This window comes from Mycolicibacter acidiphilus (assembly GCF_018455725.1).
In the GTDB taxonomy this organism is placed as follows: Bacteria; Actinomycetota; Actinomycetes; order Mycobacteriales; family Mycobacteriaceae; genus Mycobacterium; species Mycobacterium acidiphilum.
Window position 1 is genome coordinate 24,442 of record NZ_JAHCLR010000020.1, and the last position, 15,886, is coordinate 40,327.

Annotated in this window: 18 protein-coding genes; 6 read left to right on the forward strand and 12 right to left on the reverse strand. The window is 68.6% G+C overall.

All coding sequences use genetic code 11. The features are described from left to right. Positions 1-92: 92 nt before the first annotated feature. From KIH27_RS11295 to dxr, 4 genes are read right to left on the reverse strand one after another with little or no spacing between them, the layout of a single operon-like run. The gene (locus KIH27_RS11295; RefSeq protein ID WP_214093043.1) at positions 93-947 is read right to left on the reverse strand and encodes a GNAT family N-acetyltransferase; all 855 of its coding nucleotides are present in this window, start codon (positions 945-947) and stop codon (positions 93-95) included. Positions 948-994: 47 nt separating this feature from the next. Continuing rightward, positions 995-2,146 carry a flavodoxin-dependent (E)-4-hydroxy-3-methylbut-2-enyl-diphosphate synthase gene (gene ispG, locus KIH27_RS11300; protein WP_214093044.1) on the reverse strand — a complete coding sequence of 384 codons (1,152 nt, stop codon included), beginning with the start codon at positions 2,144-2,146 and terminating at the stop codon, positions 995-997. Between the two features lie 40 nt (positions 2,147-2,186). Beyond that, complete coding sequence (locus KIH27_RS11305) at positions 2,187-3,404, reverse strand: M50 family metallopeptidase (RefSeq protein ID WP_214093045.1); 1,218 nt, start codon at positions 3,402-3,404, stop codon at positions 2,187-2,189. Then, positions 3,401-4,573, reverse strand: a complete 1,173-nt coding sequence (gene dxr, locus KIH27_RS11310; protein ID WP_214093046.1) for a 1-deoxy-D-xylulose-5-phosphate reductoisomerase — start codon at positions 4,571-4,573, stop codon at positions 3,401-3,403. The genes KIH27_RS11305 and dxr overlap by 4 nt, the downstream gene beginning before the upstream one ends. Before the next feature lie 394 nt (positions 4,574-4,967). Between dxr and KIH27_RS11315 the strand changes: the two genes are divergently transcribed. Both KIH27_RS11315 and KIH27_RS11320 read left to right on the forward strand, forming a co-directional pair. Continuing rightward, positions 4,968-5,252, forward strand: a complete 285-nt coding sequence (locus KIH27_RS11315) for a hypothetical protein (protein ID WP_214093047.1) — start codon at positions 4,968-4,970, stop codon at positions 5,250-5,252. A 105-nt stretch (positions 5,253-5,357) separates the two neighbouring features. Then, on the forward strand, positions 5,358-5,612 hold the full coding sequence (locus tag KIH27_RS11320) for a DUF2631 domain-containing protein (protein WP_214093048.1): 255 nt from the start codon (positions 5,358-5,360) through the stop codon (positions 5,610-5,612). Between the two features lie 92 nt (positions 5,613-5,704). On the opposite strand, the gene rlmN is transcribed toward KIH27_RS11320, so the two are convergent. From rlmN to rpsB, 7 genes are all read right to left on the reverse strand, one after another. Next, entirely contained in the window at positions 5,705-6,799 is a 1,095-nt protein-coding gene (rlmN, locus tag KIH27_RS11325; protein WP_214093049.1) for a dual-specificity RNA methyltransferase RlmN, read from the reverse strand. Between the two features lie 43 nt (positions 6,800-6,842). Continuing rightward, positions 6,843-7,727 (reverse strand): phosphatidate cytidylyltransferase, encoded by an 885-nt coding sequence (locus tag KIH27_RS11330; protein ID WP_214093050.1) that lies wholly within the window; start codon positions 7,725-7,727, stop codon positions 6,843-6,845. Positions 7,728-7,753: 26 nt separating this feature from the next. After that, positions 7,754-8,311 (reverse strand): ribosome recycling factor, encoded by a 558-nt coding sequence (frr, locus tag KIH27_RS11335; protein ID WP_214093051.1) that lies wholly within the window; start codon positions 8,309-8,311, stop codon positions 7,754-7,756. A 23-nt stretch (positions 8,312-8,334) separates the two neighbouring features. Then, on the reverse strand, positions 8,335-9,081 hold the full coding sequence (pyrH, locus tag KIH27_RS11340; RefSeq protein ID WP_214093052.1) for a UMP kinase: 747 nt from the start codon (positions 9,079-9,081) through the stop codon (positions 8,335-8,337). Positions 9,082-9,201: 120 nt separating this feature from the next. Then, entirely contained in the window at positions 9,202-10,614 is a 1,413-nt protein-coding gene (locus KIH27_RS11345) for an amidase (protein WP_214093053.1), read from the reverse strand. Between the two features lie 79 nt (positions 10,615-10,693). After that, a complete protein-coding gene (gene tsf, locus KIH27_RS11350; RefSeq protein ID WP_214093054.1) occupies positions 10,694-11,509 on the reverse strand; it encodes a translation elongation factor Ts in 816 nt (271 codons plus the stop codon). A 14-nt stretch (positions 11,510-11,523) separates the two neighbouring features. After that, positions 11,524-12,345, reverse strand: coding sequence for a 30S ribosomal protein S2 (gene rpsB, locus KIH27_RS11355; RefSeq protein WP_214093055.1), 822 nt, complete (start codon positions 12,343-12,345; stop codon positions 11,524-11,526). Between the two features lie 294 nt (positions 12,346-12,639). Between rpsB and KIH27_RS11360 the strand changes: the two genes are divergently transcribed. From KIH27_RS11360 to KIH27_RS11375, 4 genes are all read left to right on the forward strand, one after another. Then, the gene (locus KIH27_RS11360) at positions 12,640-13,125 is read left to right on the forward strand and encodes a M23 family metallopeptidase (RefSeq protein WP_214093056.1); all 486 of its coding nucleotides are present in this window, start codon (positions 12,640-12,642) and stop codon (positions 13,123-13,125) included. 102 nt (positions 13,126-13,227) lie between these two features. Continuing rightward, entirely contained in the window at positions 13,228-13,917 is a 690-nt protein-coding gene (locus KIH27_RS11365) for a hypothetical protein (protein ID WP_214093057.1), read from the forward strand. A 155-nt stretch (positions 13,918-14,072) separates the two neighbouring features. Beyond that, positions 14,073-14,306 carry a DUF4190 domain-containing protein gene (locus KIH27_RS11370; protein ID WP_214093058.1) on the forward strand — a complete coding sequence of 78 codons (234 nt, stop codon included), beginning with the start codon at positions 14,073-14,075 and terminating at the stop codon, positions 14,304-14,306. 61 nt (positions 14,307-14,367) lie between these two features. Beyond that, positions 14,368-14,964 carry a Uma2 family endonuclease gene (locus KIH27_RS11375; RefSeq protein WP_214093059.1) on the forward strand — a complete coding sequence of 199 codons (597 nt, stop codon included), beginning with the start codon at positions 14,368-14,370 and terminating at the stop codon, positions 14,962-14,964. Here the strand turns inward: KIH27_RS11375 and KIH27_RS11380 are convergent. Next, positions 14,961-15,869, reverse strand: a complete 909-nt coding sequence (locus KIH27_RS11380; protein ID WP_214093060.1) for a tyrosine recombinase XerC — start codon at positions 15,867-15,869, stop codon at positions 14,961-14,963. The two genes, KIH27_RS11375 and KIH27_RS11380, sit on opposite strands and share 4 nt — an antisense overlap. Between the last annotated feature and the right edge of the window lie 17 nt (positions 15,870-15,886).

Sequence of the window (15,886 nt, forward strand, 5' to 3'; positions counted from 1 at the left end):
CCGAGACAACCGCGTTATCTGCCATCGGACTCGCGAAGGGGCGCCGATCATCGGCGCAGCACGAACCGAACTCGGCGCAGAACCGGTGGCTGTCAGTCGAGCAGGACGGTCGCGAAGGTCCCGGCCCGGACAAACCCGACTCGCTCGTAGGCGGCACGCGCCACCGTGTTGAAGTCGTTGACGTACAGGCTGGCGATGCGCCCGGTCCCGACGATCACCGCCGAAAGCATCGCGGTGCCACCGGATCCCAGCCCGTAGCCGCGGCGATCCGGATGCACCCAGACGCCCTGGATCTGGCTGACGGTCGGCGACTGCGCCCCGACCTCCGCCTTGAAGATCACCTCGCCGTGCTCGAACCGCGCCCAGGCCCGCCCGGACGCGATCAGGTTGGCCACCCGGCGCCGGTAGGCCCGCCCGCCGTCACCGACCCGCGGATCCACCCCGACCTCGCCGATGAACATGTCGACCGCCGCCACCAGGTAGGCGTCCAGTTCGTCGGGACGCACCTGGCGCACCTCGGAGTCCATCGGGCAGCTAGGCATCTCGGCCAGCGTCATCAGCGGCTGGGCCGCCCGCACGTCGCGGGCCGGCCCCCAGTAGGCGGACAACCGCTCCCACATCGGCAGCACCAGCTCAGCCCGGCCGACCATCGACGAGCAGCGCCGGATCGTGCTCACCGCCTTGTCGGCGAACGCGGTCAGGTCGGCGGGCGCACCGCGCAGCGGGATCAGGTTCGCACCGGCGTAACACAGTGACTCACTGGGGCCGCGCCGCGTCCACAACTCGCCGCCGATCAGCCGCGGGTCCACACCGTGGTCGGCGACCCGCGCGGCCACCATGCACGAACCGACCGGGTCGGCGTCGAGCACCTGCCAGACCGCTGCGAGGTCGCGCACCACCCGGACACGTCGCTCGTCGACCAGACGAGGAACCGGTGGAGCCGACATAGTGACTCTTTCTGCGAACGGCCGGGACTGACCGGAATCGGCTTTGCTCAGCTTACGGCGACGGCGGACGAATCGTCGCCCGATCCACCGAGCCCCTCCGTATCGTGCCCCATCTCGGCGGCCAGGCGCAGCGCCTCCTCGATCAGGGTTTCGACGATCTGCGCCTCGGGCACGGTCTTGATCACCTTGCCCTTGACGAAGATCTGGCCCTTGCCGTTGCCGGACGCGACACCCAGGTCCGCCTCGCGGGCCTCACCGGGGCCGTTGACCACGCAGCCCATCACCGCCACCCGCAGCGGGATGTCCATGCCCTCGAGCGCGGCGGTGACCTCGTTGGCGAGCTTGTAGACGTCGACCTGGGCACGTCCGCACGACGGGCAGGACACGATCTCCAGGCCGCGGGGCCGCAGGTTCAGCGACTCCAGGATCTGGTTGCCGACCTTGACCTCCTGGGCCGGCGGCGCCGACAGTGACACCCGGATGGTGTCACCGATGCCCCGCGACAGCAGCGCGCCGAACGCCACCGCGGACTTGATCGTGCCCTGGAACTCCGGGCCGGCCTCGGTGACCCCGAGGTGCAGCGGGTAGTCGCACTGCTCGGCGAGTTGCTCGTAGGCGGCGACCATCACCACCGGGTCGGAGTGTTTGACGCTGATCTTGATGTCGCCGAAGCCGTGCTCCTCGAACAGCGACGCCTCCCACAGCGCCGACTCCACCAGCGCCTCCGGGGTGGCCTTGCCGTATTTGATCAGCAGCCGGCGGTCCAGCGAGCCGGCGTTGACGCCGATCCGGATCGGGATGCCGGCAGCACCGGCCGCCTTGGCGACCTCCCCGACCCGGCCGTCGAATTCCTTGATGTTGCCGGGGTTGACCCGCACCGCCGCGCAACCGGCGTCGATGGCGGCGAAGATGTACTTCGGCTGGAAGTGGATGTCGGCGATCACCGGGAGCTTGGACTTGCGCGCGATGGTCGCCAGCGCGTCGGCGTCCTCCTGGCGGGGGCAGGCCACCCGCACGATGTCACAGCCGGTCGCCGTCAGCTCCGCGATCTGCTGCAACGTGGCGTCGATGTCGTGGGTCTTGGTGGTCGTCATCGACTGCACCGAGATCGGGTGGTCGCTGCCGACCCCGACCTTCCCGACCATCAACTGACGGGTCTTGCGCCGCGGCGCCAGTGTCCCTACGTCGGGCGTGTTCACCGGTTCTCTTCTTTCGTCGTGCTGAATCGAAGTCGACTGCTCAGAACAGCCGGATCGGGTTGACCAGGTCAGCGGTGACGGTCAGCAGCATGTAGCCGACCACCACGACCAGGACCACGTAGGTGGCAGGCATCAGCTTGAGGTAGTTGACCGGGGCCGCCGCCACCTTCCCGCGCGCCGACCGGACCATGTTGCGCAGCTTCTCGAACAGCGCGATCGCGATGTGCCCGCCATCGAACGGCAGCAGCGGCACCAGGTTCAGCACGCCCAGGATGAAGTTCAACTGCGCCAGGAAGAACCAGAACGCCACCCACAGACCGTGGTCCACGGTGTCGCCACCGATGATCGACGCGCCGACGACGCTGATCGGGGTCTCCGGGTCGCGCTCCTCGTGCGGGTTGGAGATCGAGTGCATCAGCGCCCCGACCTTGTTCGGGATCGCGGCCAGCGACTTGACCAGCAGCACCGACAGGTCGCCGCTGAAGCCGAAGGTGGCCGGTACCGCGGTGATCGGGTTGTAGCGGGTGGGGCCGAACTGCGCTGCGGCGACGCCGATCGCGCCGACCTCCGACGGCCCGGCGTCGGGCGCGTCCTTGCCGCTGATGTAGCGCTGAGTGGTGGTGACGTCGACGTAGGTGGTGATGGCGGTGCCGTCGCGTTCGACGACGATCGGGGTCACGCCGTGCTGCTTGCGCACCGCGGCGGCCATCTCCTCGAAATTCGACACCGCGGTGTCGCCGACCTTGACCACCACGTCACCGGCGTGGATACCGGCGAGCGCGGCCGGCCCGGGCCCGTCGCACTTGCCCAGTTCACCCTTGGCGACCTCGGGCGCCACGCAGGCGGTCTCACCGATCACGGCGGTGGTCGGTGCGTGCAGGTTCGGCAGCCCCCAGATCACCGCAATCGCGTAGACCAGCACCAGTCCGATGACGAAGTTCATGCCCGGGCCGGCGAACAGCACCGCCACCCGCTTCCAGGTCTTCTGCTTGTACATCGCCCGGTCGACCTCGTCGGGCGCGAGTTCCTCCACCGCGGTCATGCCGGCGATGTCGCAGAACCCGCCGGCCGGGATCGCCTTGAGGCCGTACTCGACCTCCCCGCGCCGGGTCGACCACAGCGTGGTGCCGAACCCGACGAAGTAGCGCCGCACCTTCATGCCGGTGGCCAGCGCCACCCACATGTGGCCGCATTCGTGCAGCGCCACCGAGACCAGGATGGCCAGCGCAAACAGCGCGATACCGATCGCGAACATCATCGGGGGGTTCCGACCTTTCTCATGCCTGCGGCGTCGACGGCGCGACTCACCCGCTCCCGGGCCCAGCGCTGCGCATCGAGTACCTCGTCCACGGTAGCGGGTTCTGCGGCCCACTGGTCTGCGGCGTCCAGCGCGTCGGCGATGGCGGCGACGATGTCGCCGAACCCGATCCGGCCGGCCAGGAACGCTTCCGCCGCCGTTTCGTTGGCGGTGTTGTAGACCGCCGGCGTGCAGCCGCCGGCCTGGCCCGCCCGCCGGGCCAGTTCGACGGCGGGGAACACCGCGGCGTCCAGCGGTTCGAATTCCCAGGTCGAGGCGGTGCTGAAGTCGCAGGCCGGGGCGGCGCCGGGGATCCGGTCCGGCCAGCCCAGCGCCAGCGCGATCGGCAGTCGCATGTCCGGCGGGCTCGCCTGGGCGATCGTGGAGCCGTCGGTGAAGGTGACCATCGAGTGCACGATCGACTGCGGATGCACGACGACGTCGATGCGCTCGTAGGGGACGCCGAACAGCAGGTGGGTCTCGATGAGCTCGAGTCCCTTGTTGACCAGCGACGCCGAGTTCAGCGTGTTCATCGGCCCCATCGACCAAGTCGGGTGGGCGCCGGCCTGCTCGGGGGTGACGTGCTGCAGGTCTTCGGCGCTGTAGCCGCGAAACGGTCCGCCGGACGCGGTCAGCACCAGCCTGGCGACCTCGCCGGCCGCGCCGGACCGCAGGCACTGAGCCAATGCGGAGTGCTCGGAGTCCACCGGGACGATCTGGCCGGGCGCGGCCGCGGCCAGCACCAGCGGACCACCGGCGACCAGCGACTCCTTGTTCGCCAGTGCCAGGCGCGCGCCGGTCGCCAGCGCGGCCAGGGTGGGCCGCAGCCCCAGCGCACCCACCAGCGCGTTGAGCACCACATCGGCCTCGGTGTCCTCGACCAGGCGGGTGACCCCGTCGGCGCCGCGGTAGCCGGCGTCGAGGGCGTCGGCGGCACGCTCGTCGGCGACGGCGACGTTGCGCACCCCGGTTTCGGCGCACTGCGCGGCCAGTAGTTCGGGGCGCCCGCCGCCGGCGGCCAGCCCGACCACCTCGAACCGGTCCGGGTTGGCCGCGATCACCTGCAGCGCCTGGGTGCCGATCGACCCTGTGCTGCCCAGGATCAGCACTTTGGTCCGGCCTGATGTCACCCGCCCATTGTGCCCCGGCGCGGTGCCCTTCCCGGCACAGGCTGCGTGCGGCCCACTCCTGGGTGCAGGCCCGGAACGCTCGGACACCGGCGGGTGATCGCACCGCCCCGCAGTGGGTAGTCGAGACCCGCCGTTGATCTCACACCCGGCAGGTCGTACGCGAACACACAGCAAACTACCAGTTCAGAGGCGTGCTGTCACCGAAAAGTGGCACGCTTGTATCGGTTTGGTCAACCGCCCCGTCGGAGCTTGAGGCGACTCCGCAACTGGTTTTAACTCGACCGCGACCGCCCGGCGACCACGCCGACTACGCCCGGAGCGCAGCGCCCAGACGAGGAGAGTCATGCCATTGGCCAGAACCCCTGCAACCCTGGCAGTCGGTGTAGCCGCGGGCTTGCTGTTCGCCACGGTGACGCCGACCGTCGAAGCAGGCGCAGAACCGGCGACGTCGTCGACGCCGATCCCTCCGGACCGGATGACGGACGCGGGCGGTTCCGGTGCGGTCCCACCCGCCGCCGCACCGGAAGCCGGGTCGCCGGCGACGAAGATCGACGCCGCACGAGTACTCGAGAACAGCGCTTCGGTGTTGCGGGCGTTCCCGGCAATCACTCCGGAAGGGCCGGCCACCCTTCTGGAAGGGACCGCCGCCGTGCTGGCCGCGCTGGGACTCACGGGATGATCGCCGATCGCATCACCAAGGTGAGGCGGCCGGGTCGCCGTCGCGGCTTAGGCGGGTATGTCAGAATCATCATTCAAGTTGCCCGTCCAATCAGGAGGAGTCGAAGTGGCCAGTGCCGAGGTGGCGCGTCACGCCGAGGTTGACCCCGTCGATGTGCCGTCCGCAGCGTGGGGTTGGAGCAAGATCAACCACCACACCTGGCACCTTGTGGGCCTGGGCATCGTCGGCTTCCTGCTGCTGATGCTCCGCGGCAACCACGTCGGCCACGTCGAGGACTGGTTCCTGCTGGTGTTCGCCGCGCTGTCGCTGTTCGTCATCGTGCGCGACATCCTGGGCCGGCGCGCCGGCTGGCTCAAGTAGCCGGCCGAGCTCGAATCACCCCTGTTCGGCGGCGAGCTGCCCGCAGGCGGTACCTGATTCGCCTGCGCTCCAGCTCATCCGCCGAGCTCGAATCACCCCTGTTCGGCGGCGAGCTGTCCGCAGGCGGCTGCAATCTCCTGACCGCGGGTGTCACGCACCGTGCAGGACACACCCTGCGCGCGGACCCGCCGGACGAACTCCCGTTCCACCGGCTTGGGGCTGGCATCCCACTGGCTGCCCGGCGTCGGGTTCAGCGGGATCAGGTTGACGTGCACCAGCTGGCCCAGCGCCTTGTGCAGCTTCTTGCCGAGCAGATCAGCCCGCCACGGTTGGTCGTTGATGTCCCGGATCAGCGCGTACTCGATCGACACCCGCCGTCCGGTGACATCGGCGAAATACCGTGCCGCATCGAGCACCTCGGCCACCTGCCAGCGGGTGTTCACCGGCACCAGCGTGTCGCGCAGCTCGTCGTCGGGGGTGTGCAGCGACACCGCCAGCGTCACCCCCAGCTGCTCGTCTGCGAGTTTGCGGATCGCCGGGGCCAGCCCCACGGTGGACACCGTCACCCCGCGCGGTGAGATGCCGAAGCCGTGCGGGGCCGGTGCGGTGATGCGCCGCACCGCCGCCACCACCCGGGCGTAGTTGGCCAGCGGCTCCCCCATGCCCATGAACACGATGTTGCTCAACCGGCCCTGATCCCGGTCCCGCAATTCGGCGCTGGCCGCCCGCACCTGCTCCACGATCTCGGCGGTCGACAGGTTCCGGGTCAGCCCCTGCTGCCCGGTGGCGCAGAACACGCAGGCCATGCCGCAGCCCGCCTGTGATGAGATGCACAGGGTGTTGCGGCGCGGATAGCGCATCAGCACCGCCTCGAACGAGGTGTGATCCAACGCCCGCCACAGGGTCTTGCGGGTCTCGCCGGCGTCGCATTCGATCTCGCTGGCCGCGGTCAGCAGCTTCGGGAACAGCGCGTCGGCCACCGACTCGCGGGCCGTCGCCGGCAGGTCGGTCATCTGCTGGGGATCGGCGATCAGCCGCCCGTAGTACTGCTGCGCAAGCTGTTTGGCGCGAAACGCCGGCAGGCCCAATTCCGCGACGGCCGTCGCGAGGCCGTCCGCGTCGAGGTCGGCTAGATGCCGTGGCGGCAGGGCCCTGCGGGGCGCTTCGAACACCAGCTGCTGTTTCATGATCCGTACCAGTATGCCCGTTGTCGGAGCGCCGGCCGACCACTCACGGCAGGACGGTCAGCACGATCCAGGTCATCACCGCGGACGGCAGCAGCCCGTCGAGCCGGTCCATCAGCCCGCCGTGGCCGGGCAGCATCCGGCCCATGTCCTTGATCCCGATGTCGCGCTTGACCTGTGATTCGATCAGATCACCGAAGACACCGGTGAGCACCAGGAGCAGCCCCAGCGGCAGCCCGACCCACCACGGCCGGTGCAGGAACACCGTCACCGCGAAGACCGCCGCGGCGATGCCGAGCACCAGTGACCCGGCGAAACCCTCCCAGGATTTCTTCGGGCTGATCGCCGGCGCCATCGGGTGCTTGCCGAACAGCACCCCGACGGCGTACCCGCCGGTGTCGGAGAAGACCACCGGGAACAGCAGGCAGAGCACCCGGCCGGGGCCGTCGTCGCGGTAGACCAGCAGCGCCGCGAAGCTCATGCACAGCGGCACCCAGACCGCGATCATGACCGTCGCCGACATGTCCCGCAGATAGTTGGCCGGGGTGTGGTGCAGGCCCCGCCCGATCAGTCGCCAGATCATGCAGAGCACGGCGGTGGCGCCGAACGCCCCCAGCGCTCCCCTGGCCCCGAACGGCAGAGACAGCCACAGCATCGCCTGCCCGCCGAGGGCCAGCGGGATGAACGGCACGTCGTAGCCGATCTCACGCAGCCGCCGAGTCACTTCGTGGGTGGCGATCGGCGTCGCGACCGCCAGGATCACCACCCAGAAACGCGGGGCAAACAGCAGGGTGTACACCAGCAGGCCGGCCAGTAGAGCACCGACGGTGATCGCGGCCGGCAGGTTGCGGCCGGCCCGGGACTGCTTGCCCGGCGGCTGCTCGCCGTTCTGCACGTCGGGAGCCGAGCTTCCGGCGTCGTGATCTGCCACAGGGGGTGTGGTTGCTGGGTGGCCGACTAGACCTCCAGCAACTCCCCTTCTTTGTGTTTGACCAGGTCGTCGATCTGGCTCACGTAGCCCTGGGTGGACTTGTCCAGATCCTTCTCGGCGCGACCCACCTCGTCCTCGCCGGCCTCGCCGTCCTTGCGGATGCGGTGCAGCTCCTCCATCGTCTTGCGACGGATGTTGCGCAGCGTCACCTTGGCGTCCTCACCCTTGGCCTTGGCCTGCTTCACCAGCTCCTTGCGGCGCTCCTCGGTCAGCTGCGGCACCGCCACCCGGATCAGCGAGCCGTCGTTGCTGGGGTTGAGGCCCAGGTCGGAGTTGCGGATCGCGTTCTCGATCGGCCCCAGCTGCGACGCCTCGTAGGGCTTGATCACCACCAGCCGCGCCTCCGGCACGTTGATGCTGGCCAGCTGGGTGATCGGGGTGATCGACCCGTAATAGTCGATCACGACCCGGGCGAACATCCCCGGGTTGGCCCGTCCGGTGCGGATCGTCGCCAAATCGTCGCGGGCCACGCCCACGGCCTTTTCCATCTTCTCCTCGGCATCGAAGAGAGCCTCGTCGATCATCTGCGTCGCCCCTTCGTCGCCTGTCAGCCGCTGACCAGTGTGCCGATCTTCTCACCTGCGACCGCCCGCGCGATATTTCCGTCGGTGAGCAGGTTGAAGACCAAGATCGGCATGTCATTGTCCATGCAGAGGCTGAACGCGGTGGCATCGGCCACCCGTAAACCGCGGTCGATGACCTCGCGATGGGTGATCGAGCTCAGCAGTTCGGCATCCGGGTTGGCCCGCGGATCGTCGGTGAACACCCCGTCGACGGCCTTGGCCATCAGCACCACCTGGGCACCGATCTCCAGCGCCCGCTGAGCGGCGGTGGTGTCGGTGGAGAAGTACGGCAGTCCCATGCCGGCCCCGAAGATCACCACCCGGCCCTTCTGCAGATGCCGCTGGGCCCGCAGTGGGATGTACGGCTCAGCCACCTGCCCCATCGTGATCGCCGTCTGGACCCGGGTGTCGATGCCCTCTTTTTCCAGGAAGTCTTGCAGCGCAAGGCTGTTCATCACGGTGCCGAGCATGCCCATGTAGTCCGAGCGCATCCGCTCCATGCCGCGCTGCTGCAACTGCGCGCCGCGGAAGAAGTTACCGCCGCCGATCACCACCGCGACCTGCACGCCATCGCGGACCACCTCGGCGATCTGCCGGGCGACCTGGGCGACCACGTCGGGGTCCAGCCCCACCTGGCCGCCGCCGAACATCTCACCGCCGAGCTTGAGCAGCACCCGCGAGTATTTGGGGCTTCGGGCCGCGCCCCCGCCAGCAGTAGTCGACTCCGTCATCAAGCTCCTCGGCTCTTCGCATGAGAGCGCCATCGGGGGCGATTGCCCACGACGGCGCCCCTCATCCTGCCCTACCGCGCCGCGCCGCCGATGTCCGGCCCCACTGTCGCCGAACTCCGATCAGCGCGAAGCGGACTGGATTCGCGCCCACGGGTGTGCCTCCTCGAGTTCGTAGGCGAGCTCCAGCAATCGGGCCTCGGTCCCCATCGGGGAGCTGAACATCATGCCCACCGGCAGGCCCGCCGCGGACTGCGCCAGCGGCAGCGAGATCGCCGGCTCGCCGGTGGCGTTCTGCAGCGGCGTGAACGCCACCCACCCCATCAACCGCTCGATGATCTGGCGGTAGCCGGCGGTCGGATCCAGGTAGCCGACCCGCAGCGGCTCGTCGGCCGTGGTCGGGGTGAGCACGACGTCGTACTCCCGGAACAGTCGCGCGGTGTGGCGCCGGGATGCGGCCAGCCGGGCCGTCGCCAGCGGCAGCCGGTAGAGGTGCCGCCGGGCATGCCGGTCGAGTCCGATCGTGAGGTTGTCCAGCTTGCTGCGGTCGAAGGACGGGCCGAACATGTGCCGTCCGCGGTGCACCAGGACGGTCGCCATGAATCCCCAGTACTCCAGGAAGTCGTCGGCGAAGGAACGCGGGATCGGCGGTGTGTCGATGTGCTCGACGCGGTGGCCGAGTTCCTCCAGCAGCGCTGCGGTCTTCAGGGTCAGCGCGCACACCTCGGGGCTGGCGTCGCGGAAGATCGAACGGGTGAGGACGCCGACCGTCAGCCGCTGCGTGCCGGCGCGGCGGACGTCGCCGATCGGTGCCAGCTTGGGGGCCGGTTGGATACGTTCGGCCTCCCGCAGGAAGGCCGCGGTGTCCCGGACCGATCGGGTGACGACGCCGTTGTGCACGATGCGCACCGGCATCTGGTGCATGACCTTGTCCAGCGGGATCCGGCCCCGGGACGGCTTCAAGCCGACCAGTCCGTTGCAGGCGGCGGGGATGCGGATCGAGCCGCCGCCGTCGTTGGCGTGGGCGATCGGCACCGCTCCGGCCGCGACGAACGCCGCCGACCCGGACGACGAGGCGCCCGCGGTGTAGTCGGTGTCCCAGGGGTTGCGCACCGCCCCGATCCGGGCGTGTTCAGCGGCCGCGCTGAACCCGAACTCCGAGAGCTGGGTTTTGCCCAGTGGGATCAGCCCGGTCGCCCGGTACAGGCGCGCGAAGTCGCCGTCGGCCTCGATCGGGTGCGGCTGCCAGGCGTCGGTGCCCTGCATGGTCGGCATGCCGGCCACGTCGCAGTTGTCCTTGACGAACGTCGGGATGCCCGCGAAGTAGCCGCCGTGCGGTGCCGTCGCCTCCGCGCGGGCCCGGTCGAAGGCCCGGTAGGCCAGGCCGTTCAGTTCCGGGTTGACCGCCTCGGTCCGGGCGATCGCCGCATCGACCAACTCGGCGGCCGACACCGTCCCGGCAGCCAACCGCTCGACCAGGCCGACGGTGTCGTCGTCACCCAGGGCGTCGTCGGTGAAAGCGTGTACGTGTCGCATGACGCCGACGCTAGCAAAACGACTTCGGCGCGGTCCCTGCCGCTGAGCGACAGGAACCGCGCCGAAATCGCTGGCGGGGTCAGGCCTGGCCGACCTCGAACCGGACGAACCGGGTCACGGTCACACCGGCCTCGTCGAGCAGCGCCTTGACCGTCTTCTTCGAGTCGGACACCGACGACTGCTCCAGCAGCACGCAGTCCTTGAAGAAGCCGGTGACCCGGCCCTCGACGATCTTCGGCAGCGCAGCCTCGGGCTTGCCCTCTTCCTTGGCGGTCTCCTCAGCGATGCGCCGCTCGTTGGCCACCAGGTCCGCGGGCACGTCGTCGCGGGTCAGGTACTTGGCCTTGAGCGCCGCGATCTGCAGTGCGACCGCGTGCGCAGCCTCGGCGTTGTCGCCGCTGTACTCGACCAGCACCCCGACCGCCGGCGGCAGGTCGGAGGCCCGCTTGTGCAGGTAGGCCTCGACGGTGCCGTCGAAGTAGGCCACCCGGCGCAACTCCAGCTTCTCGCCGATCTTGGCCGACAGCGCCTCGATGGCCTCGCCGACAGTACGGTCGCCGACCTTCGCCGCCTTGAGCTCCTCGACGTCGGAGGTCTTCGCGGCCGCCGCGGCGGTCACGACCTCGTCGGCCAGCGCCTTGAACTCGTCGTTCTTGGCGACGAAGTCGGTCTCGGAGTTCAGCTCGACCAGGGCGCCGTCCTTGGCGACGACCAGGCCCTCGGCGGTGGCGCGCTCAGCGCGCTTGCCGACGTCCTTGGCACCCTTGATCCGCAGCACCTCGACAGCCTTGTCGAAGTCGCCGTCGGTCTCGACCAGCGCGTTCTTGCAGTCCATCATCCCGGAGCCGGTCAGCTCCCGGAGCCGCTTGACGTCAGCGGCGGTGTAGTTCGCCAATGTTCCAGCTCTCCCTACGCGGTTTCGGTGGTGGTCTCGGTGGTGGCGTCCGGCGTCGCCGTGGTGGCGCCGGCCAGCAGCTCCTGCTCCCACTCGGCCAGCGGCTCGACGCCCTCGCCCTCGGTCTTGCCCGCGCCGTTGCCGGCACCGGACCGGGCCTGCAGGCCCTCGGCGACCGCGGAGGCGATCACCTTGGTCAGCAGCGCCGCCGAGCGGATCGCGTCGTCGTTGCCCGGGATCGGGTAGTCGACCAGGTCCGGGTCGCAGTTGGTGTCGAGGATCGCGATGACCGGGATACCCAGCTTGCGCGCCTCACCGACGGCGATGTGCTCCTTGTTGGTGTCGACGACCCAGACGGCCGAGGGCACCTTGGCCATGTCACGGATACCGCCGAGGCTGCGCTCCAGCTTGTTCTTCTCGCGGGTCAGCATCAGGATTTCCTTCTTGGTGCGACCCTCGAAGCCACCGGTCTGCTCCATGGCCTCCAGCTCCTTCATCCGCTGAAGGCGCTTGTGCACGGTGGAGAAGTTGGTGAGCATGCCGCCCAGCCAGCGCTGGTTGACGTACGGCATCCCGACCCGGGTGGCCTCTTCGGCGACGGACTCCTGCGCCTGCTTCTTGGTGCCGACGAACAGGACGGTGCCGCCGTGCGCGACGGTCTCCTTGACGAACTCGTAGGCCTTGTCGATGAAGGTCAGCGTCTGCTGCAGGTCGATGATGTAGATGCCGTTGCGGTCGGTGAAGATGAACCGCTTCATCTTGGGGTTCCAGCGTCGGGTCTGATGCCCGAAGTGAGCGCCGCTGTCGAGCAGCTGCTTCATGGTAACGACGGCCATAGTCAGCCATGTCCTTAAATTGTGTCGGTTGACGCCCGGCATCGGGTGAGGCCGGGCCCTGGTGTCTGCGGAGATGCCGAGCCCTTCAAGAGGGACCGTCCGGCATCCGGTTGTGCTGCAGACACGCGAAGTCAGCCCGCATACGCAGACTGCGGGTAGCAGTTTACACCGTGCAGGCGGGTGGTTTAGCGAGCCTCGACGAAGGAGAGGCGAAGCTGGGACCGCCCCATGAACCAGGTGCTTTGTCCACAGCGGTGACTGGCCGGATTCCCCATCCGACGCTGAACTCGATGGATGCGTGCGGCGGTGTTGATTCTGGTCGCGAGCTTGTTCTGGCCCGTATCCGCCCATGCCGGCACCGACCGGCTGGATTGGCCGTTGCGGCCGCGTCCAGCCGTGCTGCGGGTGTTTGACGCCCCGACCCCGAACTGGCAGCGCGGGCATCGGGGCGTAGATCTGGCCGGGACGCCGGGGCAACCGGTCTACGCCGCGGCCGACGGGTCGGTGGTGTTCGCGGGCCTGCTGGCCGGACGCCCGGTGGTGTCACTGGCGCATCCCGGCGGCCTGCACACCAGCTACGAACCGGTCGAGGCGGTGGTCCGGGTCGGGCAGCGGGTCGGTGCCGGCGCGCTGATCGGCCGGCTGACCGCCGGGCATCCAGGGTGCGACTCCTGCCTGCACTGGGGTGCGATGTGGGGTCCGTCCTCCCGTGCCGACTACGTCGATCCACTGGGGCTGCTGGCCGCCACGCCGATCCGGCTCAAGCCGCTGGGCGGGTGAGAATCCCGCCTCCGGGACTATCGGAATCGGGTGTCAGTCGTTCGGAGGATATCGGGCGAACCCACGGAAATTTTAGGCTCGCCGTACAACTCGGAGGTGCCAATGACCGGTCCCTACATGGCTGGATACCACAATTATCCCCAACAACCTGGCAGATGGCCGGCTGCGTCACAGCCGAAGATCAAGCCTGCCTGGCCGTTCATTCTGACCGCTACACTGCCTGTCCCGATCGCTGCAATTTGGGCGAATCTGGACCATTTCGATCCGCTGCATCCACACGTCCGCTATAGGGGCAATGAGGTGTTGCTGATCGTTTCCATCCTGGTGATTGCCGGCTCCGTCGGCATGATCACGCGCGAGGTACTGGGAGCTCGATCTTGGAGCCAGCAGACCTTCGTGCCACCAACTCCGTACACCCTAATTGCGACCCTGGCACCATTCGTCGGCCTTGTCTGTTTCGCGGCTCTCGACAGTACCTTCGACGATTCCTGGTACTACGATGACAACGGCTTGGTCGCACTTTTGTACCTGCTTCGCCGCTGGTGCGCTGTTCCAGTCCTGACAGTCGTGGTCATGGTGTCAGCAATCATTTGCGTGTACGTTCGCAAGAATCACAACCGTGCCGTGGCGCCTTGGGCGCAAGCCGGTTATCTGGCCTTCGGTCCCCCGATCAACCCCGGCATCGGATATCCGGGCTTCAGCCAGCCACTCAACCCGGCTGGATATCCGCCCAGCAGGCTGCCGGCGCCTACTCAGCAGGTTCCTCCGGGATATCAAGGGCCCCGCAGATAGGCAGGCAGCACGAGCGCACGGCGGAGTGGGCTCCTCTCGAACCCGGCGCCGACTCCAGTCATGGCGAGCGGCTATATCACCGAAGGCCGGCCGCCTATCCCGTTGTCGGGTGCCCCCAGGGCGGTCGACCGGTCACCGCGGACCGTGCGGTGGGTATGGCCGCACCCGGCTCCGGCACCAACTCGATGGCGATCACGTCGCTGATCTGTTCATTTCTCATGCCGCTACTCGGGGTCGTCTTCGGGCATGTCGCTCGCTCCCAGATCCGCCGGACCGGTGAGCAAGGCGGCGGGATGGCACCGGCGGGCCTGATCATCGGGTACTTCTGGCTTATCGCATCGGTCGTTCCCACCATCGCCCTGATCATCGCCACACAGGAAGCGTTCTGACGAAGACGCGTTCGGCGTTGCCGTGCGAGACTGGCACCATGCGCCGAACAGCGAGTTGGCGATGACGGCCCTGGTAGAACCGCCCGGCCGGTTGTTGACCGTGGCCGAGTATGCCGCACTCGGCGAGGACGATCAGTGCCGCTGGGAGCTACAGGAGGGCAACCTCGTCATGTCGCCGTCGCCGTCACCCCGTCACATGATCGCCTCCGGTGTGCTGCGTGACCAGCTCAAAACTCAGCTTCCGGCACGCTTCGTGGTGATCCAAGACATCGACATCGACTTGCAGCTGGATCGGGCGGATCGCCCTGGGACGTCACGCCGTCCAGATCTGGTGGTGGTCGAGCGGTCTGCTGTGATTCGGGTGGATACCGAAGGCGGGCTGCTGTTTGCAGCGGAGACGATACTGGTCATCGAGATCGTCTCACCCGGCTCCCGCCGCACCGACTACATGATCAAGCGCGCGGAGTACGCCGACGCGGGAATCCCTTACTACTGGATCGTTGATCTGGAGCCGGCCGGCGCGGTCAGCCTGCGGGCCTGCCATCGGACCGGAGCCTCGGGGTACGTCGACGACGGCGGAGTCGTCCACACCTATGCCACCGATGCACCATTCCCGCTCGCCATCGATCTCGCGGCAATTGGTGAGTTGCTGAGCTAAGCCCGCGGGTGTGCCTGGTCATGCACCGCACGCAGCCGGGCGACACTGACGTGGGTGTACAGCTGGGTGGTGGCCAGGCTGGAGTGCCCCAGCAGTTCCTGCACGATCCGCAGGTCCGCCCCGCCTTCGAGCAGGTGGGTGGCGGCGCTGTGCCGCAGCCCGTGCGGGCCGATATCCGGCGCGCCGGGCACCGCGGTCAGCGTCTGGTGCACGACCGTGCGCGCCTGCCGGGGGTCGATCCGGCGCCCGCGGGCGCCCAGCAGCAGCGCCGGTCCGGATTCGACGGTGGCGAGTTCCGGCCGTCCACCGGTCAGCCAGGAGCGCAGCGCCGTCACCGCGGGCCCGCCGAACGGCACGGTCCGCTGCTTGTCGCCCTTGCCGAGCACGCGCAGCACCTGACGTGAGGTGTCCACGTCGTCGATGTCGAGCCCGCACAGCTCACTGACCCGGATCCCGGTCGCATACAGCATCTCGACGATCAGCCGGTCTCGCAGCGCCAGCGGATCGCCTTGCTGGGCACCGGATTCCGCGGCGTTCATAGCTTCGAGCGCCTGGTCTCGGCGCAGCACCGCCGGCAGGATCCGCTGCGGTTTGGGGAGCCGCAGCCGGGTACCCGGGTCCGAGGTGAGCAGCCCGCGTCGCGCAGCCCAGGCGGTGAACGTCTTCACCGTCGACGTGCGTCGGGCCAGCGTGCTGCGGGCCGCACCGGCACCGGCCTGGGTGGCCAGCCAACTGCGCAGCAGTGACAGGTTCAGGCCCTCCAAGCCGTACTGGCCGTGTTGCCCGCGCTCGGCGAGGAACGCCGACAGCGAGCGGAGGTCGCCGAGGTAGGCCCGCCGGGTGTGCGCGGACCGGCCGCACTCCAGGGCCAGGTAGTCGTCGAACTGCGCGAGGATCGCCTCCACGGTTTCACCGTGGCAGA